Here is a 20,920-nt window from a genome sequence, read left to right on the forward strand (position 1 = left end):
GGACAAAAACTCCGGGGTGCGGGGCGTGGGAGAATTGGCCGGTGGCCCATATTGACGTTTCCGGCATCGACTACTTCCTCTCCGACGGCACCCAGTTGCTTAACGGGGTGACCTTCAAGGTCCCGGACGGCACCAAGACGGCGCTCATCGGGCCGAACGGCACAGGCAAGACCACGCTGTTCCGGATCATCTCCGGTGATCTGACCGCGGATGAAGGCGTGATCGGCCGCTCCGGCAACATGGGCATCATGCGCCAGTTCGTGGGCCAGGTCCGGGACGACTCCACGGTCCGCGACCTGCTGGTATCCGCCGCCCCGCCGGCGCTGGCGGACGCCGCCCGCGCCGTGGATGAGGCGGAGCTGGCCATGCTGGAGCACGACGACGAGCCCACCCAAATGCGCTACGCCCAGGCAATCGTGGACTGGGGAGACGCCGGAGGGTACGACGTCGAAACCGTCTGGGACGAGGTGTGCATGGCCGCGCTGGGGCTGCCCTTTGACCGCGCCCAGCACCGCCGCGCGTCGACGCTGTCCGGCGGCGAGCAGAAGCGCCTGGTGCTCGAGGCACTCTTTGCCGGCCCCGACGAACTGCTGCTCCTCGACGAACCGGACAACTACCTCGACGTTCCGGGCAAGCGCTGGCTCGAGGAAAAGCTCAACGAATCACGGAAAACGGTCTTCTTCATCAGCCACGACCGGGAACTGCTGAACAACGCCGCCGGCCGCATCGTGACCCTTGAACCGGGCATCAACGGGGCCGGCGCCTGGATCCACGGTGGCGGCTTCGGCTCCTACGTCGACGCCAGGGCCGACCGGAACGCGCGCTTCGAGGAGCTTCGCAAGCGCTGGGACGAGGAGCACGCGAAGCTCAAGGAACTCGTCAACATGTACAAGAACAAGGCAGCCTTCCGCTCGGACATGGCCAACCGGTACCATGCGGCCCAGACCCGGCTGGCCAAGTTCCTCGAGGCCGGGCCGCCGGAAGCCCTTCCGATCGAGCAGAACGTCCAGATGAGGCTCAAGGGCGGCCGCACCGCCAAGCGTGCCATCGTGGCCGAAAAGCTGGAGCTGACCGGGCTGATGAAGCCCTTCTCCACCGAGATCTGGTTCGGTGACCGGGTGGGCGTGCTCGGCTCCAACGGCTCGGGCAAGAGCCACTTCCTGCGGCTGCTCGCCACCGGGGGCACGGATCCGGAGCGGGAACACCTTCCGGTGTCCGACGTCGAAATCGCCGAAGTGCCCCACGAGGGCACCGTGAAACTCGGCGCCCGCATCCGCCCCGGGTTCTTTGCGCAGACCCACGTCCGGCCGGACCTGCTGGGCAAGACCCTGCTGGAGATCCTGCACCGCGGCGATGAGCACCGCTCCGGCCTGGGCCGCGAAGCCGCTGCGGGCGCGCTCGACGGCTACGGACTGGCGGGCCAGTCGGAGCAGAAGTACGAGTCGCTGTCCGGCGGCCAGCAGGCACGGTTCCAGATCCTGCTGCTGCAGCTCTCCGGCGCAACCTTGCTCCTGCTCGACGAGCCCACCGACAACCTGGACCTGCACTCGGCCGAGGCACTCGAGCGGGCCATCGACCACTTCGAGGGCACGGTCCTTGCGGTCACGCACGACCGCTGGTTCGCCCGGACCTTCGACCGCTTCCTGGTCTTCGGCTCCGACGGCAAGGTCTACGAGTCCGCTGAACCGGTCTGGGACGAGAAGCGGGTTGAGCGCGCCCGCTGACGCCGGACGCTCTCTCATTTCCTGCACGTTTTGCGGCGACGCTCTCGCATCCGGTGAGAGCGCGTCGCTCGATTTGCTGCAGGAAGTGAGAGAGCGTCGCTCGATTTGCTGCAGGAAGTGAGAGAGCGTCGCTCGATTTGCTGCAGGAAGTGAGAGAGCGTTGGTGGTTGGCTAGAGTTGTCGGATGACCTCAACCCAGCAGCTTGCCGGCCGGCAGGTCTCCGCCGCCGCCTTGGCCACGTTCATCATTTTCGGCGCCAACGGACTGGTCTTCGCGAGCTGGGCGGCCCGCATTCCGGCGGTCACGGAGATCCTGGGGATCTCGTCCGGGCAGATGGGAACCCTGCTGCTGTGCACCGCCGTCGGATCGCTGATCGCGCTTCCCACCGCCGGGCACATCATCACCCGCATTGGCACGGCCAACAGCGTTCGCGCCAGCGGCATGCTGGCCGCGCTGGCGAGTGCGGGCATCTCGGCATCGCTGCTCGCTGAATCGGTGCCCGGCACCGCGGTCTCGCTCTTCTTCTTCGGCATGGGCGTCGGGCTGTGGGACGTGTCCCAGAATGTTGAGGGGGCCGACGTCGAGCACCGGCTCCGCAAGACCGTGATGCCCAAGTTCCACGCGGCCTTCAGCGGCGGGGCCTTCGTAGGTGCGCTGATCGGCGCGGGCGTGTCAGGACTGGGCGTTGGCCTGCCGCAACACCTGCTGGTCATCGCCGCTTCGGTGGCAGGGCTGACGTTCGTGGCTCCCCGGTACTTCCTCCCCCACACCGCGCCGGAACAGCCGGCCGACGGCGAAGCCAAGGCGTCGCGTGGACCCTCGGCATGGCGGGACGGCCGCACCCTGCTGATCGGCGTCGTGGTTCTCGGGGCCACCCTGACCGAGGGGGCAGGCAACGACTGGATCGCCAAGGCGTCCGTGGACGGGCTGGGAACCTCCGAATCAACCGGCGCCTTGCTCTTCGCGCTGTTCGTCCTGGCGATGACCACCGTGCGCTTCTTTGGCGGCGCCGCTATCGACAAGTACGGCCGGGTGGCAGTACTCCGGGGAAGCATGGCGGCCGCTGCCGCAGGCCTGGCCCTGTTCGTGTTCGCCGGAAACCTGTGGCTGGCTGCTATTGGCGCCGCGCTGTGGGGAGTGGGGGCCGCCTTGGCCTTCCCCATGGGAATGTCGGCAGCGGCGGACGATCCGCGGCACGCTGCGGCGAGGGTGTCGGTGGTTTCCACTATTGGCTACGTCGCTTTCCTGGCCGGCCCCCCGCTGCTGGGCTACCTGGGAGACCTGACCGGAATCCACATGGCACTGCTGGCCATCGGTGTGCCGATCGTGGTTGCCCTGGTGCTCGCTGGCGCCGCCAAGCCGCTTCCCGTCCGGGAATGACCCGCACCGAATAGGACTTTGTAGACCGGGAACGCCCCGGTACCGGGCGGTAGGGTGGGGAAATGCGACACATGCTGCGCCGGGGACCCGGCTGGGTTGCCGCCATGGACCGGACGTTGATGCGGGCCGTCTCGGGCTTTCCGGGCGGGCACCATGACACTTTTTTCCGGCGGCTTTCGGCCTCGGCGAACCAGGGGAAGCTGTGGTTTGGCGTCGCGGCCGTGGCTGCCGCCATCCCGGGACGCACCAGGCGCGCGGCCGTCCACGGGCTGCTGGCCCAGGGCGTGGCTTCCGCCGTGACCAACCTGGTTTTCAAGACCCTGCTACCCCGCGCTCGGCCGCTGCCGGAGCATCTGCCGGTGTTCCGCTTCGTCCACCCGCAGCCCACCAGTTCGTCCATGCCGTCGGGCCACTCAGCCTCCGCCGTGGCGTTCGCCGTCGGCACCGGACTGGTGCAGCCGGCTCTGGGAGCGGTGGTGGCCCCCGTGGCGGCCGCCGTTGCGTACTCCAGGGTGCATACGGGCGCGCACTGGCCCTCGGACGTGCTGTTCGGTTCGGCGATCGGCGCCGGCGCAGCCCTGGTGACCAGGAAATGGTGGCCGGTCCGTCCGCCCATGCCTGCCACGTCAAGACGGCAGGTGGAGGCGGCCAGGGTTCCCCACGGCGATGGCCTGAGCATCGCCGTGAACACGCTGGGTGGATCTTTCACCGAGGAAACCGCAGCCGCCCTGAAGGAAGTATTCCCACTGGCCCATATTGCTCTGATCGCACCGGAGGACGACGTTGCCCAGCGGATGGAAGAGGTGGCCACCCTGCCCGGCATCCGCGCACTCGGGGTGTGGGGCGGAGACGGCACGGTGGGCACTGCCGCGGCTGCCGCCGTCGAACATGACCTTCCCCTGCTGGTGCTCGCCGGCGGGACCCTCAACCACTTTGCCCGGGACGCCGGCACTCCGTCCCTGGTGGAAGCGGTGGCCGCAGCAGAAAATGGTGAAGCGGCGCTGGCTGATGTGGGCGCAGTCGCCGTCGAACGCGGCCTCGCGGACGATCCCGAAAGGGCGGAAATGATCATGCTCAACACCGCGAGCATCGGACTGTACCCGAACCTGGTACGCCGCCGCGAACAGCTGCAGCCGGCCCTGGGGAAGCCATTGGCCGGCGTCGTGGCAATGTTCCGGACGTTCGCCGTGGAGAAGCCGATCACCCTGATCGTCGACGGCGTCCGGCACAGGCTGTGGATCATGTACCTGGGCCGCGGCCGCTACTACCCGAGGGACCACGCCCCGCTCTTCCGCCCAGTGCTGGACGACGGCGTGCTCGACGTCAGAATGATGACGGCCGACGAGTCCTTCGCCCGGCTGCGCATGCTCTGGTCCGTACTGACGGGGACGGTGGCGACGTCCAAAATCACGCATCTTACCGAAGCCACCCGGGTCCGCGTGGAGTGCGGCACCGCGCCGATGGTGCTTGCCGTGGACGGAGAGACCATGCCGGGCGTCCGGGCTGCCGAGTTCACCCTGAAGCGCGCCGCGCTCCGCTACTACTCGCCGCGGCAGCACAGCTGACGGCCTGCCGCTCATCCCACCGGATGATGCGCCGAACCCTGATTCGCCCCTGAATCATCCCTGAGACCGGCGAATTCGGCCGTCGGCGTCGGTAGCGTGGAACGTGCACACCAGACAGCACGCCCGCAGCTATGCAAAGGAACGCTTCCATGATTGAGGCAGAAGGCCTGACGAAGGTCTACGGCGACAAAACCGCCGTTGGCGGCGTCAGTTTCACCGTCCGAGCCGGCCAGGTCACCGGCTTCCTGGGACCCAACGGGGCCGGCAAGTCGACCACCATGCGCATGATCATGGGCCTGGATACCCCGACGGCGGGCACCGTCACCGTCAACGGTGTCCCGTTTGCCCGGCACACGGCACCATTGCGTGAAATCGGGGCGCTGCTGGACGCGAAGGCGGTCCACACGAGCCGCTCCGCGTACAACCACCTGCTGGCCATGGCGGCCACGCACAGTATTCCGCGGAAGCGGGTGCATGAGGTCATCGACATGACCGGCCTCGCGGACGTGGCCCGGAAGAAGGTCAAGGGCTTCTCCTTGGGCATGGGCCAGCGGCTGGGCATCGCCGCCGCACTCCTGGGCGATCCGCAGACCATCATCCTGGATGAACCCGTCAACGGCCTCGATCCGGAGGGCGTGGTCTGGGTGCGCAACCTGGTGAAGTATCTGGCCTCCGAGGGGCGCACAGTGTTCCTTTCCAGCCACCTCATGAGCGAGATGGCCCTGACCGCCGACCACCTGATTGTGATCGGCCGCGGAAAGATCATTGCCGACGCCGCCATCAAGGACATCATCGCCGGCAAGGGCCAGAGCCGGACGCGGGTACGCTCGGACCAGCCCGACCGGCTCATGCACGCCCTCGCCGGAACCGGTGTCTCCGTTGAGCTGCAGGACCACGAACTTCTCGAGGTCACCGGCCTGGATCCCCGGCAGATTGCCCGGAGCGCGCTGGACAACCGGGTGCTGATCTATGAGCTCACCCCGCTCCAGGCGAGCCTCGAGGAGGCCTACATGGAGCTGACCAAGGATGAGGTCGAATACCATTCGCTGATCACCACGGGAGCCCCGGTTCCCGCCCGGTCCGGAGGCAACTGACGCCATGAGCACACCGACTTTCACCCAGCCTGCCGCCGGTCCAGGCCGCGCCGCCATCCGCAACGCAGCAAGCCCGGGGCCCGGGCCGAGCTTCTTCCGGGTCCTGAATTCCGAATTCATCAAGTTCCGCACCCTCCTGTCCACGCTGATCCTGCTCGCCTCGACGGCCGCTGTCATGGTTGGCTTTGGCGCGCTGTCCGCATGGGGAACAGGTCAGTTCGCGGACCGGGCCAGCTCCGATCCCGGGGCAGCGGCAGCCATCGCGGCACAGGGCGGCGACCTCGCGGTCACCGTCCCCACCTCCGGGGTATCCTTCGCGCAACTGATCCTGGGCTCACTGGGCGTCCTGCTCATGAGTTCCGAGTTCACGACCGGCATGGCCCGCTCGACCTTTGCGGCCGTGCCCAAGCGGCTTGCCGCGTTCATTGCCAAGCTGGTCGTGGTCATCGTCAGCGCCTTTGTCCTGACGGCGGTATCCGCTTTCATCGCCGGGCTGGCTGCGGTGCCGATCCTGGACAACTTCGGCCTCAAGCTGGACCTCGCCAGCGCGCAGTCCGTCAAGCTGCTGCTCGTCACCAGCGCCTATGTGGCCGCGGTGGCCGCGATCGGCATGGCGCTCGGCACGGCGCTGCGGAATTCAGCGGGCGGCATCATGGCTCTTGTGGGCCTGTTCTTTGTGGCACCCATCGCGTTCCAGCTCATTCCCGGTGACTTCTTCGAGCAGGCCCGCAAGTATCTCCCCGGAAACACGATCGCCCCGATGACCGCCGTGGCGCACGTCCCGGACACACTCGAAGCCTGGCAGGCGGCCCTCGTGCTGGGAGCCTGGGTGGTGGTGCCGGTGGTCCTGGCCATGATCCTGCTGAAGAAACGGGACGTCTAGCCGCACCCAGGTTCTGCCCATGACTCATGCTGTTTCCGTGAAGGACGCGCCAGCCACGCCGGCTGACGCGTCCTTCGCCGAGCTTGCTGCCCGACGGCGGGGCCGGCTGCGGCGTTACCTGCACCGGCGTCCGCGGGTCATGGATGCCGTGGTTGTGGCCTGCTATGCGGTGCTGGTGGTGCCCACGGTGATCGACGCCGTGAATGCGGGCCGGTGGGCCGCGGTGGGGCTGCTCGCCGCCGTCGCGCTGTCCCTGTTCCTGCGCCGCCGGCGTCCGGTGGCTCTGGTGGTGTTCATTGCGATGGCCGAAATTGGCGTGTCCTTGGTCCACCCGTGGGGATCCAACGTCTCGGCAGGGCTGTGGTTCTCCCTTTACGCGGTTGCCGTGGTGCACACTCGCCGTTTTGCCCTGGTGACGATGGCCGTGGCCACGGCGCCGCTGGCCCTGCTGTACTTCCTGGCCGCGGTGGGGCCGCTGGAGCGGGAGCTGCCAAACCGTCCCGTCTCGCCCGAGGAGTTCCACCTGGTGACGAGCATTGCGGCCGGCACCAGCATCGCGTTCTCCAACATCATTGCCACCGGCATCGGCATTTCTGTCCGGCAGCGGCGTGGGCACGAGCAGGAAATCGCAGCGTGGGCGGCCCAGGCCGCCCGGCTGGGGTCTGTCAACGAACGCAACAGGATTGCCCGCGAGATGCACGACGTCGTGGCCCACTCGCTGACCGTCATGGTCGCCCTGTCCGACGGGGCCGCCGTCGTGATCTGCAGGGATCCGGACCGCGCCGCAGAAGTCCTGGCGGAACTGTCCCGCACCGGCCGCACCGCGCTGGCCGACATGCGCCGGGTGCTCGGGGTGCTGCGGGATGACGCGTCCGCCGGCCAGGCGCCCCGGGAGCCGCTCGCGGACGGCGCCAGCCTCGGTAAGTTGCTGGACGGCTTCCGGACGGCGGGCCTCCCGGTCCATTACTCGCACACCGGCCCGGCGCTGCCGGAGGACGTGGCCCTCCAGCTGACCGTGTACCGGATCGTGCAGGAATCGCTGACCAACGTGCTGCGCTACGGCCGTGCCCTGAGCCGGGTGGACGTACTGGTGGTGCACGGGGATTCCACCGTCACCATTGACGTGCTCGACGACGGGCGGGGAACCGTCGACGCCGTCGCCCCCGGAGGGACGGGACAGGGCCTGACCGGGATGCGGGAACGGGCCGGAATCTACGGCGGTACGGTGGAGGCAGGCCCGGCCGCCGGCGGCGGCTGGCGCGTGCGTGCGGTCCTCACGCTGAACGGCAACGCGCGGTACGGCAACACGCTGAACGACAGCACGCTGAACGACAGCGTGGAAATCGGCAAATGGGGGAATGAATGAACGAGTCCGGACGCCTCCGGGTCCTGCTGGCGGATGACCAGCCGCTGCTGCGGATGGGCTTCCGGCTCATCCTTGAGGGTGAGGAGGGCCTCGATGTGGTGGGCGAGGCCTCCGACGGGGCCGACGCCGTCCGTCAGGTGGGCCACCTCGATCCCGATGTGGTGCTCATGGACATCCGGATGCCCCTGCTCGACGGGATCGAGGCCACGCGGGCCATCACCACTTCGGGCTCGCGGGCAAGGATCATCATCCTGACCACCTTCGACCTGGACGAGTACGCCTTCGCCGGGCTGCAGGCCGGTGCCTCCGCCTTTCTGCTGAAGGATGTGGCGCCCGCGGAGCTTGTCCAGGCCGTGCGGGTGGTGGCGAGCGGCGACGCCGTTGTGGCGCCGAGGGTCACCCAGCGGCTCCTGGAAACCTATGTCCGCGGCGGCAGCCCGGTTCCGGCAGCCCCGGCACCTGCTCCCCGCGACCCGCTGCTGGAGGACCTGACGCCGCGGGAAACCGAGATGCTCGAAGCGATGTCCGAGGGGCTGTCCAATGCGGAGATCGCACACCGGTATTTCCTGTCGGAGGCTACCGTGAAGACCCACGTGCGGCGGATCCTGACCAAGCTGCACCTGCGGGACCGCGTGCAGGCCGTGGTCTATGCCTACGAAACGGGCCTGGTGACCCCGAGCAACCCCGACTACTGATCAGACCATCTCCGGTTCCGTCTCCGGCGGCTCTACGGCAGGCCTCGACGTCACCCTCCAGGGCGACGCTAGACTCGGAGCCATGCCTCTCCATGCCTCTGCCGCAGACCACATCCGGGACCTGGGTGACTACGTCAGCGCCTCGCCGTCGAGCTTTCACGCCGCCCATGAGGGCGCCCGGCGCCTGGCGGAGGCCGGCTTCACGGGCCTGCACGAGATGCAGCCCTGGGATGCCCCGGCAGGCAAGTTCTACGTGGTGCGGGACGGTGCGCTCATCGCCTGGGTCACGCCCGAAGATGCCGGGCCCACCACCGGCTTCAATATTTTGGGTGCCCACACGGATTCGCCCTCGTTCAAGCTCAAGCCCAAGCCGACGACGGGGCGGTTCGGCTGGCTCCAGGCCGGCGTGGAGGTCTACGGCGGACCGCTGCTGAACTCGTGGCTGGACCGGGAACTGCAGCTGGCCGGGCGCCTGGTGATGCTCGACGGCACGCAGCACCTGACCGCCACCGGGCCGCTGCTGCGCTTTCCACAGCTGGCCATCCACCTGGACCGCGCCGTGAACGAGGGCCTCACCCTCGACAAGCAGCAGCACATGAACCCGGTGTTCGGCCTCGGCGAACCGGCCGGCGAGGATCTGCTGGCGGTACTGGCCGAGCGGGTGTCCGGCGGGGGCAGCGGCGGCGGCACGCCGGTTGATCCGGAGCAGATCGGCGGGTACGACATCGTTATCGCCGACACGCAGCCGCCCGCGGTTTTCGGCGTCAGGGGTGAATTCTTCGCCTCCGGGCGGCTGGACAACCTTTCCGCAACGCACGCCGGGATCACGGCGCTGATTGCTCATTCTGATGCGTCCGACGGCGGCCCTGCCGCTTCCGGTGAAACCGCACCCATTGCGGTTCTCGCCGCCTTCGACCACGAGGAAATCGGTTCGGCGTCCAGGTCCGGGGCATGCGGGCCGGTCCTGGAAGACATTCTGGTCAGGATTTCGGACGGGCTGGGCGCGTCGGCGAGCCAGCGGCGGCAGGCCTTTGCGGCGTCGTTCTGTGTTTCCGCCGACGCTGGCCACGCCGTCCACCCCAACTATGCCGAACGGCATGACCCCGTGAACCGTCCCGTCGTCAATGGCGGGCCGCTGCTGAAGATCAACGCCAACCAGCGGTACGCCACCGATGCGCCCGGTGCCGCGCTCTGGGCACGGCTGTGCGGCGAGGCTGGAATTCCTTTTCAGGAGTTTGTCTCCAATAACGTGATGCCGTGCGGTTCCACCATCGGGCCTCTGACCGCCACGCGGCTGGGCATCAGGACCGTGGACGTGGGCGTCCCGCTGCTGTCCATGCACTCGGCGAGGGAGCTCTGCGGCGTCGAGGATCCGCACCTGCTGGCCCGGGTGACCGAGCTGTTCTTTGGGGCCGCGGCGACGCCCTAAGCCCTGAAGGATACGTTTCCGCCCGGTTACGAAAGTGCCCCACAGGCAACGCTTGTTTCCTTCGAAGCGCTGCTGCTGGGGAGGTGCCTGTTTTTGCCTGCCGTTAACTGTGCCTTTGCACAGCCCGGACTGGCCCCCGGCTCCCTTAGTGTGAAACGCACAGTGTGGTCTCCGGCACAGACGTTGCCGCCCGGCCACCGCCCAAAACCTGCAATCAAAACGAGGATGGCGCAGCCATGCACGCAGACCAACAACTGTCGAAATCCCTGAAGCCCCGGCACCTGTCGATGATCGCCATTGCTGGCGTCATCGGCGCCGGCCTGTTCGTCGGCTCCGGCGCGGCCATCCAGCAGGCCGGCCCCGGCATCCTGCTGGCCTACATGGCCGCGGGCATCGTGGTCATCCTGGTCATGCGGATGCTTGGTGAGATGGCGGCCGCGAACCCCGAAACCGGATCCTTCTCCACTTACGCGGACAAGGCGCTGGGCCGCTGGGCGGGCTTCAGCATCGGCTGGCTCTACGCCTGGTTCTGGATCATCGTGCTGGGCATCGAAGCCACGGCGGGCGCGGCGATTATGCACCGCTGGGTGCCCGGCATCGACCAGTGGGTCTGGGCGCTGGCCCTCATGGTCCTGCTCACGCTGACCAATCTCGGCTCGGTAAAATCGTACGGCGAGTTCGAATTCTGGTTCGCGTCCATCAAGGTCACGGCCATCGTCCTGTTCCTCCTTTTCGGTGTGGCAGCGATCCTCGGGCTGGTTCCCGGGGTTCCGGCGCCGGGATTGAGCAACCTGACCGGCAAGGGCGGCTTCCTGCCCAACGGCCCGGGTGCTGTCCTGGCCGGAATCCTCGTGGTGGTCTTTGCCTTCTTCGGGGCGGAAATCGCCACCATCGCCGCCGGTGAATCCGAAAACCCGGTTGAGGCGGTCAAGAAGGCCGTGAAGTCCACCGTCTGGCGCATCCTGGTCTTCTACATCGGCTCCATCGCGATTGTTGTCACGCTGCTCCCCTGGAACTCCGCCAACGTGGCCAAGAGCCCCTACGTCGCTGTCATCGAGCTTTTCGGCATCCCCGGCGCGGGAACCATCATGGACGTCGTGGTGCTTACCTCGGTGCTGTCCTGCCTGAACTCCGGCCTCTACACGGCCAGCCGCATGCTCTTCTCACTCTCGCAGCGCGGCGACGCCCCGAAGTCCTGGACCCGCATCTCCAAGCGCGGAGTGCCTGCCGCAGCCGTGCTGGCCTCGACGGTGGTCGGCTTCATCACCGTGGGACTGAACTTTATCGCCCCGGACACCGTCTTCCTGTTCCTGGTGAACACCTCCGGCGCCATCGCGCTGTTCGTCTGGCTGGTCATCGCCGCGTCCCAGTTGGTCCTGCGCCGCCGGATGGGGGCCGCAGCCCAGGACCTGTCGCTGAAGATGTGGTTCTTCCCCTATCTCACCTGGCTGGCGATCGGGAGCATCGTGGCGCTGATCATCGGCATGGTGATCCTGGATTCCACCCGCGAATCGCTCCTGCTTTCGGTGGCCCTGGCCGCCGTTGTGGTCGGCATCGGTGTGTGGCGCTACCGCAAGGGCGGTCCGGGCCGTGCTGACATGGCGGCAGCCCCTGGCGCTTCCGCCGAAACCGCGGATGCAGGCGTTGGCTCCGGCCCGGCGTCGTAATCACGTCTCCAGTCCCGTCGCCTGAAGCATTCTTATAGAACCATCCGCCCGGTTGGCGCCGTTACGGCCAACCGGGCGGATGGCTTTGTAGTGGGCATCAGCCCTGTCGGGGCGCGAACATGATGACCGCGACGCCGACGAGGCACACGGCGGCACCGATAAGGTCCCAGCGGTCGGGCCGGAAGCCGTCCAGCAGCATGCCCCACGCCAGGGAGCCAACGATGAAGACCCCGCCGTAGGCTGCCAGCACCCGCCCGAAATGGGCATCCGGCTGGAAGGCAGCAACGAAACCGTAGAACCCCAGCGCCACGATCCCCAGGCCGGCCCACCACCAGGCCTTGTCCTCGCGGACCGCCTGCCAGATCAGCCAGGCACCGCCGATCTCCGCCACTGCAGCAAGGGCGAAAAGGAGCGCGGATTTCAGAATCGTCATGACTCCAGTATTCCCCGAGGGGTTTTCCACATAGCCCGGCCGCTGCCTCGGGCTCATTATCAGAGCCAGTAGCCTTGGAGCTGTCCGAATCGCGGAAATCCTCCACGATGCACTAAGATAGTGAAGTCTGTGCTGCGCCCCGGTCCATTTTTTGGGGACGGGCGTGCACGGCATCGCAAATGAACCTCCTGTTACGGAAATACCGTAACCGCTTAGCCCAAAGGAGGTGGGTTCACATATGCGTCCTTACGAATTGATGGTAATCATCGACCCCGAGGTCGAAGAGCGTACCGTAGAGCCGTCGCTTCAGAAGTTCCTGAACGTCATCACGAACGATGGTGGAACCATCGAAAAGGTTGACATCTGGGGCCGTCGCCGTCTGGCTTACGACATCAAGAAGAAGTCCGAAGGTATCTACGCCGTGGTGAACTTCACCGCGACGCCGGCTACCGCCAAGGAACTTGACCGCCAGCTGAGTCTCAACGAGACCATCATGCGCACCAAGATCACTCGCCCCGAAGAGCAGAAGGTTGTTGCTGAGTAATTTCAGCTCCCAGCTTTCATTCTTTACCCCGCAGGAACGAACAAGGAGGCAGTAGATGGCAGGCGAAACCACTATTACGGTCATCGGTAATCTCACCAGTGACCCCGAACTCAGGTTCACACCGTCAGGTTCGGCAGTAGCGAACTTCACCATCGCGTCCACGCCTCGCACCTTCGACCGCCAGTCCAATGAGTGGAAGGACGGGGAAACCCTGTTCCTCCGCGCTTCGGTCTGGCGGGAGGCCGCAGAGAACGTCGCCGAGTCCCTCACCAAGGGCACCCGCGTGATTGTTTCCGGCCGCCTGAAGAGCCGTTCCTACGAAACAAAAGAAGGCGAGAAGCGCACCGTTATCGAGCTCGAAGTCGACGAAATCGGCCCGAGCCTGCGTTACGCCAATGCCAAAGTCAACCGCACCCAGCGCTCCGGCGGCCAGGGCGGTTTCGGCGGCGGCAACAGCGGTGGATTCGGTGGCGGCCAGGGTGGAAACCAGGGCGGCAACACCGGAGGAAGCTGGGGCGGCAACCAGCCCGCAGCGCAGGAAGACCCCTGGGCCACACCCGGAGTCAGCAATGCGGGCGGCGGCTGGGGCAACGGCCCGGATTCCGAACCTCCCTTCTAAACAACAAAACAAAGGTCCGGCGCAGCATCCGCCAAAGCGTTCCATACGGCACGTTGCGGGCATGCCGCGGTCGGACCACCACCATCCCGTGGATCACGATTCACGGGCTCCCTAGAATAGGAGCTCCACGATGGCTAAGGCTGAACTCCGTAAGCCCAAACCAAAGTCCAACCCCTTGAAGGCCGCTGACATCACTGTCATCGACTACAAGGACGTAGCATTGCTGCGCAAGTTCATCTCCGACCGCGGAAAGATCCGCGCCCGTCGCGTCACTGGCGTAACGGTGCAGGAGCAGCGCAAGATCGCCCAGGCAATCAAGAACGCCCGCGAAGTTGCCCTGCTGCCCTACTCCGGCGCTGGCCGGGGCTAAGGAAAGGGATTAACTAACATGGCAAAGCTCATTCTGACCCACGAAGTAACCGGTCTCGGTGCTGCTGGCGACGTTGTCGAGGTCAAGGACGGTTACGCACGTAACTACCTGCTGCCCCGCGGTTTCGCCCTGACCTGGTCGAAGGGTGGCGAGAAGCAGGTTGAGTCCATCAAGGCTGCCCGCGTCGCCCGCGAGCACGCTTCCCTGGAAGATGCTCAGAAGCAGGCCGCCGCTCTGTCCGCCAAGCCGGTCAAGCTGGTTGTCAAGGCTGGCGAAAGCGGCCGTCTGTTCGGCACGGTCAAGCAGGCCGACGTCGCCGCCGCTGTTGAGGCCGCCGGCCTGGGCAGCATCGACAAGCGCAAGGTTGAACTGCCGGCTCACATCAAGTCGGTCGGTTCCTACCAGGCCAACGTCCGTCTGCACGACGACGTTGCCGCTGTGATCGAACTCGACGTAGTCGCAGGCAAGTAACAGATTCCGGCGTTTCGCCGGATCGCTCCGCAGTCCTGAACTGCTGACGGCCCCCGCCGTCGGGATTCCTCCGGGAAACCGACGGCGGGGGCTTCGTCGTTCCGGCGCGGAATAAAGACCGTGCCCGTCAGGTTGAGCGAATAGATGCAAATGCATATAGAACGCCAACAGAGGAGAGCGCCATGGAGACCCGCCGCATAACCGTACTGTCCGCCGGCCTGGGAGTGCCGTCGTCGAGCCGCCTACTTGCCGAGCAGCTTGCCGCCGCCACCACCCGGGAACTGACTGCCGCCGGGTACGAGGTCACCACCGACGTCGTGGAGCTCCGCGATCTGGCCGTGGACATCGCCAACAACTTCGTCACGGGATACGCCCCGCCCCGGCTGGCAGAGGTGATCGCCGGAGTGGAGGCCTCCGACGGCATCATTGCCGTCACTCCCGTCTTCAGCGCGTCCTACAGCGGGCTGTTCAAGTCCTTCATTGACGTCCTCGACCCCAAATCGCTGGACGGAAAAGCGGTCCTCCTGGGAGCCACCGGCGGAACGGACCGCCACCAGATGGTGCTGGACTACGCCATGCGGCCGCTGTTCAGTTACCTGCGCACGCGGACGGCCGCCACGGCCGTCTTCGCCGGCCCGCAGGACTGGGGAAACACCGACGACGGCGGAACTCCCCTGTCGCTGCGCATCGAACGGGCAACGGCAGAGTTCAGCAGCCTCCTGGACGGGGCACAGCCAAGCCGCATGCAGGCTCCGCTGGAGTCACTGCCCTTCGAGCAGCTGCTGGCCGGTATCTCGGGCGGACACTAGCGCGGGACACGAACATCGACCGGGTCAACGCCAGGGTGCCGGGCACCTCCGGCGCCTGTTCGCCCTGCTCCCGCGCCGCCCGCGCCCGGCATGCTCCCCCGCCGCTCTACCGAAGGTGGGGGCCCGTTGGTAGTCAGTCGTCCAGCAGGGCGATGAATTCGCGGGCCTGCTTCATGGTGATATCCGAGTGCCGGGTCAGCGCGGTGGCCGCTGCTTCGATGTTGCCGCTCTTGGCCAGTGTCCGGATACGGCCGTAGATCTCGTCGTTCAGCATATTGCTGCTGACCTCGCGGGTGACGTCGCCTTTGCTGGCAATGGCCCTGTACCGGTACGGGAACCGCTGCGGGGGCTCGTCATCGTCCTCGGGTTCGCTGGGCTCCGGCGCCCGTGAGCGGAAGGGCTGCGGGTGGGCTGCCAGCGCGGCCACCGCATCCTTCGCAGCGCGCAGGCCCTGCCCTGACACCTCGTAGTACAGCTTGATCGCCGCCATGGCCTGGCCCTGGGCGATGAGGGCATACAGGCGCCGGTGTTCCTCTTCGGACAGCTTGGCGGCGGCTTCCCTGGCCAACTCTGCGGACTCTGCCGGCGGCTTGGCCGGCTCCCCGACAGTGCGCCGGCGGCGGCTCCAAGCCCGTGCCGCGACGGCCACGGCGATGGCCACGGCCATGAGGATCAGGAGGGGGATCAGGAGCGATTCCATGGTTACAGCCGATCTACAAATTGCTTGGCGGTTCTAAGGTCGGAGTGGGTTGCCTGGCGCAGGAGCCTGATGGCCTGGAGCTTCTGCCCGTTGCGCACCAACGACTGCAGCTGCAGTGCCAGCTGCGGATTCAACGTTGCCACCGTCATGACTGCCGCCGGGTCTGAGCGGTGCGGATGAAGAGGATCGTGGCCGGGCTGGCCGACCGTCGGCGACCGGTAATGGTCAAGCTGTTGGATCTGCTGCTGCCGGTTCTGGCTCGGCAGGGAGGCCGCCTCCGTACGCGCCCGGGCCGCCATGGCCGCCTCGACCTGCGACGCGTAGTGGGCCTGGGAACGCCGCGCCAGATCTAGCTGATACCGGTCCGCGTCCGACATGCCGCCATCGCGCGGCTTCAGGGCCGTAGCGAAGGCCCAGAGAGCTGCCGCAAGGATAAGGGCAGGAACCAAGACTGTCAGAACGTCGCCCATACCTAGAGCTTAACGCCAGATGTGCGTTATCCACAGCATATGCACGGCAGCGCATGGTGCGGCCTGCCGGGAGCCATCAATGTCGCCGTTCGCCAAGAGATTCGACCAGATGGCATGCATGCCCGCACAGACGTGGACATATACCGGTGAGCCCCATCACAAATTGGGCATGTAGGTGCCGAAAAGGCGCGGTAACCGCGAAATTACTGGCCGGTATCCCCAGTGCAGCGTTGAGGCTGTGGATTAAGGTTGGTCCAAAAATTAAGCTTGTCCACAGCGTGATACCAGTGTTTTCGCAGGTCAGAGGCCATATATGCCGTAAAGAAAATTTCTATCCACAGCTTCGCCCACAGGCTGTGCACAAGCAGCAGTCGTTTGTGCACACGTTATCCACAGAGGTGCAGAATCCCCGGCTTTGTGAGTCGGCGGCAGGGCGCTAACGTAGCGGAGACACCCATTCGGGTGAGTTTTCCCTACCGGCATGATGGCCGGAGCCGGTGGACAGCCGCGCTCCGGTTGATTTGTGCTGCCTGTGGAAAACCTGTGGATGAGGCGTTCGCCGGGGTTGAATGGCCCGGACGGAAAAATGTCAGGGCCAGCTGGTCTAGTTGCATTAGCCCGGACAGCAGATTTTGCTCCCCGGCCCCACCCACGGCACACGGCACACGCGCCGCAGACCTCCTGCAAGGTCTGCGGACACTATGGAGGACGGCAGCTTTGTCAGTTACGCACCTGGACTCAATCGAAGGTACCCGCGAAACCGAAGGCAGCCGTAAGCCTCCCCAGGACATCCCCGCCGAACAGTCCGTCCTGGGCGGCATGATGCTCTCCAAGGACGCCATCGCAGACGTCGTGGAGATCCTGCGCGGGCAGGACTTCTACCGCCCCGCCCACGAGACCATTTATGAGGCCGTCATTGACCTCTACGGCCGCGGAGAACCCGCGGATGCCGTCACTGTCTCCGATGAGCTGACCAAGCGCGGCGAGATCAACCGGATCGGCGGTCCGGCCTACCTGCATGAGCTCATTCAGACCGTGCCCACTGCTGCCAACGCGGGCTACTACGCCGAGATCGTGGCCGAACGCGCCGTGCTCCGGCGGCTGGTCAACGCCGGCACCAAGATCGTGCAGCTGGGCTACGGCCAGGACGGCGAAGTGGAGGACCTGGTCAACCAAGCCCAGGCGGAGGTCTACGCCGTCGCCGAACGCCGCACGGCCGAGGACTACGTCGTCCTGAAAGACGTCATGGAATCCACGGTGGATGAGATCGAGGCCTCCGGTCACCGCGGCGAAGGCATGGTGGGCGTTCCCACCGGCTTCTACGAGCTGGACGAGCTGACTCACGGGCTGCACCCGGGCCAGATGATCGTCATCGCCGCCCGTCCTGCCGTCGGTAAGTCCACCTTCGCGCTGGACTTTGCCCGCTCCGCCGCCATCAAGAACAACCTCGCCACGGTGATGTTCTCCCTGGAAATGGGCCGGAACGAAATCGCCATGCGCCTCCTGTCCGCCGAGGCCACCATCGGCCTTCAGGACCTCCGCAAAGGCACCATCAAGGACGAGCAGTGGTCCAAAATCGCCACCACCATGGGCCGCATGAACGATGCCCCGCTGTTCATCGATGACAGCCCCAACATGTCGCTCATGGAAATCCGCGCCAAGTGCCGCCGCCTGAAGCAGCAGCATGACCTCAAACTGGTGATCCTCGACTACCTGCAGCTCATGAGCTCCGGCAAAAAGGTGGAGTCCCGCCAGCAGGAAGTCTCCGAGTTCTCGCGCGCGCTGAAGCTGCTGGCCAAGGAGCTCCAGGTGCCCGTGATCGCGCTGTCACAGCTGAACCGTGGCTCGGAGCAACGCCAGGACAAGCGGCCCATGGTCTCGGACCTCCGTGAATCAGGCTCCATCGAGCAGGATGCCGACATGGTCATCCTGCTCCACCGCGAAGACGTCTATGACAAGGAATCGCCGCGCGCCGGCGAGGCGGACATCCTCATCGCAAAGCACCGTAACGGCCCCACCAAGGACATCGTGGTGGCCTTCCAGGGCCATTACTCCCGCTTCGCAAACATGGCTGGAGATGCCGGCGGAGGCGGCGGGTTCTAGCTTGGCTGCGACTGCAGCAGGTGGTTGGGCAGCCTGTTTCCCGGGGCTGCTGCCCTGATTTCCAGCAGTTCCCGCGCGTGGGCGTGGAGCCGTTTGTCCTCCTCGGACACGGGGGTCCATGCCGGGATGGGAACAGAGGTGCCCTCGGCATCCCGGGCCACCATCACGGTAAGGCAGTAAGTCGTCAGGTTCAGTTCACGGCCCTTGGGGTCCCCGGAGCGGACATGTACGGCAATGTGCATGCCCTTCGTCCCCGTGTAGACCAGCCGCGCCTCTACCTCCACCACGTGGCCGATCAGCAGTGGCCGGTAGAAGCGCACGCCGCCGGAGAAGACCGCCACTGTGTCCCGGCCACAGTAGCGTGAGGCGCACACATATGCGGCCTCATCGATCCATTTCATGACGATTCCGCCATGGACCTTGCCGCCCCAGTTCACGTCCGTAGGTGCTGCCATGAACCGCAGAACCACGCGCTCCGCGGTGCCGGCGTCGGTATATTCCTGGGCGCTCATGGCTTCGACGATCTGCTCGCGGATCTTGATCCGCGCCAGGGCATGGTTCCTTTGTTCCAGTTCCTCCGGCGTTGCCGGCTCGAACTGCGGTACCGGGACGGGTCTGCCGTCCTCGCCGACGGCCACAAAGATCACCATGCACTGGCTGCGCATGGTGGCCGGCCCGCCTTTGGGGTCCCCTGAGGAAACCACCGTTCGGATATGCATGGAGGAGCGGCCTGTGTAGACGATGGTGGCCGTGACCTCCACCATGTCGCCGCTGTTCACCGGATCTGCGAAGTGGATGTTCCCCACGTACGCGGTGACGCAGTAGGACTTGGCCCAGCCGACGGCGGCGGCATAGGCGGCCTTGTCCACCCACTCCAGCACGGTGCCGGCGTCCACCGAGCCGCTGTGGCCCACGTCCATGGGGGCGGCAAGAAACCGGAGGGTCACTGAGTTAGCGGCAGTCTCGCTCATGCTCGCAGTTTACTGACCGGCGTCCCTCGGGCCGATCCGGGCCTTCACAAACGCGCACCCGGGCGCCATAAGGGCGGCCGCCTATGCAGCCGGAGTCATGAGAGGGGCAAAAGCGGATTCCGTACTAATACAAATGATTATCATTATTACCATGTTAGCGAGACGACACATTCTTCCTGCCCGAACTACGACCCGCTGGGGCGGCCACTCCGACGCGCTTTCCGCCAGGCCCTTCACGCAGCCCTTCAAAAGGCCGCACGCAGCCCCGGTGGTGGCGGCCTGCGGAGCTGCCCTCCTCCTCTGCGGCTGCGCCGGAAGCCCCGGGCAAGGGGCGGCCGCCCAAAGTTCTGCCAGCACTTCCCGGAACACCGAGACCACAGAACCCATGGAGCTTCGCGCTCCCAAACCGCGCCTCGCGTACAGCTACGCGGGTGGCATCGGAGTGCTGGACGCCGAGACCCTTGAGCCAGTGGCGGACATTAAACTGGACGGCTACAACCGCATCAGTGCTGCCGGGGATGGGCGCCACGTCCTGGTGGCAGCCGGTGACTCATTCCGCGTCCTCGACGCCGGCGTCTGGACCGAGCGCCACGGCGACCATGGCCATTCCTATGCCGGCCAACCCGCGCTGACAGATCACGCATTCGAGGCCAACAAGCCGGGCCACGTGGTGCGGCATGCCGGGAGGACGGTCCTGTTCAGCGACGGATCGGGCCGGGTGGAGTCCTTTAAGTCGGCCGACCTCGGAGCGCTGGCCGACGTTGGACTTCCGGAGACGAGGTCCTACACCGCACCCGCAGCCCACCATGGCGTGGCTGTGGAACTGCAGGACGGCAAGCTGCTGGTGACAGTGGGGGACGAGAATGCACGCAACGCTGTTGCGCTCCTGGCGCCGGCGGCGGGCCGGAGCCGCAAGGAGATCCTCCGGAGCCAGAATTGCCCCGGCGTCCACGGTGAGGCCGGGGCCGGCGAAAACACCGTGGTCTTCGGATGCGAGGACGGGATGCTGGTTTTCAAGGACGGCAGGTTCTCCAAGGTCTCCAGTCCTGATGCCTATGGCCGGATGGGCAACCAGGCCGGCTCGCCTGCGTCGCGCGTGGTGCTGGGGGACTACAAGGTGGACAAGGATGCGGTCCTGGAGCGGCCCACCCGGATTTCACTGGTGAACACTGACGCCAAAGCCTTGAAGCTGGTGGACATCGGGACCAGTTATTCGTTCCGGTCGCTGGGGCGCGGACCGGCCGGGGAGGCGCTGGTGCTCGGCACCGACGGCGCGCTGCACGTGCTCAACCCGCTGACAGGCGCCACCGAGTCCACGACGCCCGTGGTGCCGGCGTGGCAGGAGCCCGAGGCGTGGCAGGATCCCAGGCCAACCCTCTACGTTCAGGCCGCCACCGCCTATGTGTCCGAGCCGGCAGCGCGGAAACTCCACGCTGTCGACCTGAAGTCTGGGAAGATCACCCGCACGGCAGCCTTGGCCCACACGCCCGATGAACTGACCGGCGTCACCGGCTGAAAATAAAAAAAGACGGTGGCCGCCCACCGGACACTGAAGTGTTCCGGTGAGCAGCCGCCGTCGTTGTTCCCGAACAGCCACCGCTCCCAAGCGGTGCGGTTTTCGGTGCC

20 protein-coding genes are annotated in these 20,920 nt (G+C 66.1%); 16 read left to right on the forward strand and 4 right to left on the reverse strand.

The window, feature by feature from the left end:
• Positions 1-41 precede the first annotated feature (41 nt).
• The 9 genes from AC1DFE_RS03115 (at position 42) to AC1DFE_RS03155 (ending at position 11,804) form a co-directional block, all read left to right on the forward strand.
• Complete coding sequence (locus AC1DFE_RS03115; protein WP_476904448.1) at positions 42-1,724, forward strand: ABC-F family ATP-binding cassette domain-containing protein; 1,683 nt, start codon at positions 42-44, stop codon at positions 1,722-1,724.
• Between the two features lie 184 nt (positions 1,725-1,908).
• A complete protein-coding gene (locus AC1DFE_RS03120; protein ID WP_476904449.1) occupies positions 1,909-3,105 on the forward strand; it encodes an MFS transporter in 1,197 nt (398 codons plus the stop codon).
• 62 nt (positions 3,106-3,167) lie between these two features.
• Positions 3,168-4,670, forward strand: coding sequence for a phosphatase PAP2 family protein (locus AC1DFE_RS03125; RefSeq protein ID WP_476904450.1), 1,503 nt, complete (start codon positions 3,168-3,170; stop codon positions 4,668-4,670).
• 149 nt (positions 4,671-4,819) lie between these two features.
• The gene (locus AC1DFE_RS03130) at positions 4,820-5,764 is read left to right on the forward strand and encodes an ABC transporter ATP-binding protein (protein WP_476904451.1); all 945 of its coding nucleotides are present in this window, start codon (positions 4,820-4,822) and stop codon (positions 5,762-5,764) included.
• Between the two features lie 4 nt (positions 5,765-5,768).
• On the forward strand, positions 5,769-6,647 hold the full coding sequence (locus AC1DFE_RS03135; protein WP_476904452.1) for an ABC transporter permease: 879 nt from the start codon (positions 5,769-5,771) through the stop codon (positions 6,645-6,647).
• Between the two features lie 19 nt (positions 6,648-6,666).
• Positions 6,667-8,013 carry a sensor histidine kinase gene (locus tag AC1DFE_RS03140; RefSeq protein WP_476904453.1) on the forward strand — a complete coding sequence of 449 codons (1,347 nt, stop codon included), beginning with the start codon at positions 6,667-6,669 and terminating at the stop codon, positions 8,011-8,013.
• Positions 8,010-8,708, forward strand: coding sequence for a response regulator (locus tag AC1DFE_RS03145; protein WP_476904454.1), 699 nt, complete (start codon positions 8,010-8,012; stop codon positions 8,706-8,708). The genes AC1DFE_RS03140 and AC1DFE_RS03145 overlap by 4 nt, the downstream gene beginning before the upstream one ends.
• An 82-nt stretch (positions 8,709-8,790) precedes the next feature.
• Positions 8,791-10,137, forward strand: coding sequence for a M18 family aminopeptidase (locus tag AC1DFE_RS03150; RefSeq protein WP_476904455.1), 1,347 nt, complete (start codon positions 8,791-8,793; stop codon positions 10,135-10,137).
• A 236-nt stretch (positions 10,138-10,373) separates the two neighbouring features.
• A complete protein-coding gene (locus tag AC1DFE_RS03155) occupies positions 10,374-11,804 on the forward strand; it encodes an amino acid permease (RefSeq protein ID WP_476904456.1) in 1,431 nt (476 codons plus the stop codon).
• 97 nt (positions 11,805-11,901) lie between these two features.
• On the opposite strand, the gene AC1DFE_RS03160 is transcribed toward AC1DFE_RS03155, so the two are convergent.
• Positions 11,902-12,237 (reverse strand): YnfA family protein, encoded by a 336-nt coding sequence (locus AC1DFE_RS03160; protein ID WP_476904457.1) that lies wholly within the window; start codon positions 12,235-12,237, stop codon positions 11,902-11,904.
• Between the two features lie 238 nt (positions 12,238-12,475).
• Here AC1DFE_RS03160 and rpsF point away from each other — a divergent pair, with 238 nt between their 5' ends.
• The 5 genes from rpsF (at position 12,476) to AC1DFE_RS03185 (ending at position 15,050) form a co-directional block, all read left to right on the forward strand.
• Positions 12,476-12,781, forward strand: coding sequence for a 30S ribosomal protein S6 (gene rpsF / locus AC1DFE_RS03165; RefSeq protein WP_058269239.1), 306 nt, complete (start codon positions 12,476-12,478; stop codon positions 12,779-12,781).
• Positions 12,782-12,836: 55 nt separating this feature from the next.
• On the forward strand, positions 12,837-13,400 hold the full coding sequence (locus AC1DFE_RS03170) for a single-stranded DNA-binding protein (RefSeq protein ID WP_476904458.1): 564 nt from the start codon (positions 12,837-12,839) through the stop codon (positions 13,398-13,400).
• Between the two features lie 130 nt (positions 13,401-13,530).
• Positions 13,531-13,770, forward strand: a complete 240-nt coding sequence (gene rpsR, locus AC1DFE_RS03175; protein WP_003800144.1) for a 30S ribosomal protein S18 — start codon at positions 13,531-13,533, stop codon at positions 13,768-13,770.
• An 18-nt stretch (positions 13,771-13,788) separates the two neighbouring features.
• Entirely contained in the window at positions 13,789-14,241 is a 453-nt protein-coding gene (gene rplI / locus AC1DFE_RS03180; RefSeq protein WP_377960305.1) for a 50S ribosomal protein L9, read from the forward strand.
• Positions 14,242-14,423: 182 nt separating this feature from the next.
• Positions 14,424-15,050, forward strand: a complete 627-nt coding sequence (locus AC1DFE_RS03185) for an FMN reductase (protein ID WP_476904459.1) — start codon at positions 14,424-14,426, stop codon at positions 15,048-15,050.
• Between the two features lie 133 nt (positions 15,051-15,183).
• On the opposite strand, the gene AC1DFE_RS03190 is transcribed toward AC1DFE_RS03185, so the two are convergent.
• Together AC1DFE_RS03190 and AC1DFE_RS03195 are read right to left on the reverse strand one after the other, a co-directional pair.
• A complete protein-coding gene (locus AC1DFE_RS03190) occupies positions 15,184-15,750 on the reverse strand; it encodes a hypothetical protein (RefSeq protein WP_476904460.1) in 567 nt (188 codons plus the stop codon).
• Positions 15,751-15,752: 2 nt separating this feature from the next.
• Entirely contained in the window at positions 15,753-16,220 is a 468-nt protein-coding gene (locus AC1DFE_RS03195; protein WP_476904461.1) for a hypothetical protein, read from the reverse strand.
• A 717-nt stretch (positions 16,221-16,937) separates the two neighbouring features.
• Between AC1DFE_RS03195 and dnaB the strand changes: the two genes are divergently transcribed.
• The gene (gene dnaB, locus AC1DFE_RS03200) at positions 16,938-18,323 is read left to right on the forward strand and encodes a replicative DNA helicase (protein ID WP_476904462.1); all 1,386 of its coding nucleotides are present in this window, start codon (positions 16,938-16,940) and stop codon (positions 18,321-18,323) included.
• On the opposite strand, the gene AC1DFE_RS03205 is transcribed toward dnaB, so the two are convergent.
• Entirely contained in the window at positions 18,320-19,294 is a 975-nt protein-coding gene (locus tag AC1DFE_RS03205) for an acyl-CoA thioesterase (RefSeq protein ID WP_476904463.1), read from the reverse strand. The two genes, dnaB and AC1DFE_RS03205, sit on opposite strands and share 4 nt — an antisense overlap.
• A 385-nt stretch (positions 19,295-19,679) precedes the next feature.
• On the opposite strand from AC1DFE_RS03205, the gene aztD reads away from it, so the two are divergent.
• Positions 19,680-20,810, forward strand: coding sequence for a zinc metallochaperone AztD (gene aztD, locus AC1DFE_RS03210; RefSeq protein ID WP_476904464.1), 1,131 nt, complete (start codon positions 19,680-19,682; stop codon positions 20,808-20,810).
• The last annotated feature ends 110 nt before the right edge of the window (positions 20,811-20,920 follow it).

It is taken from the genome of Arthrobacter sp. 05T423 (assembly GCF_056396245.1).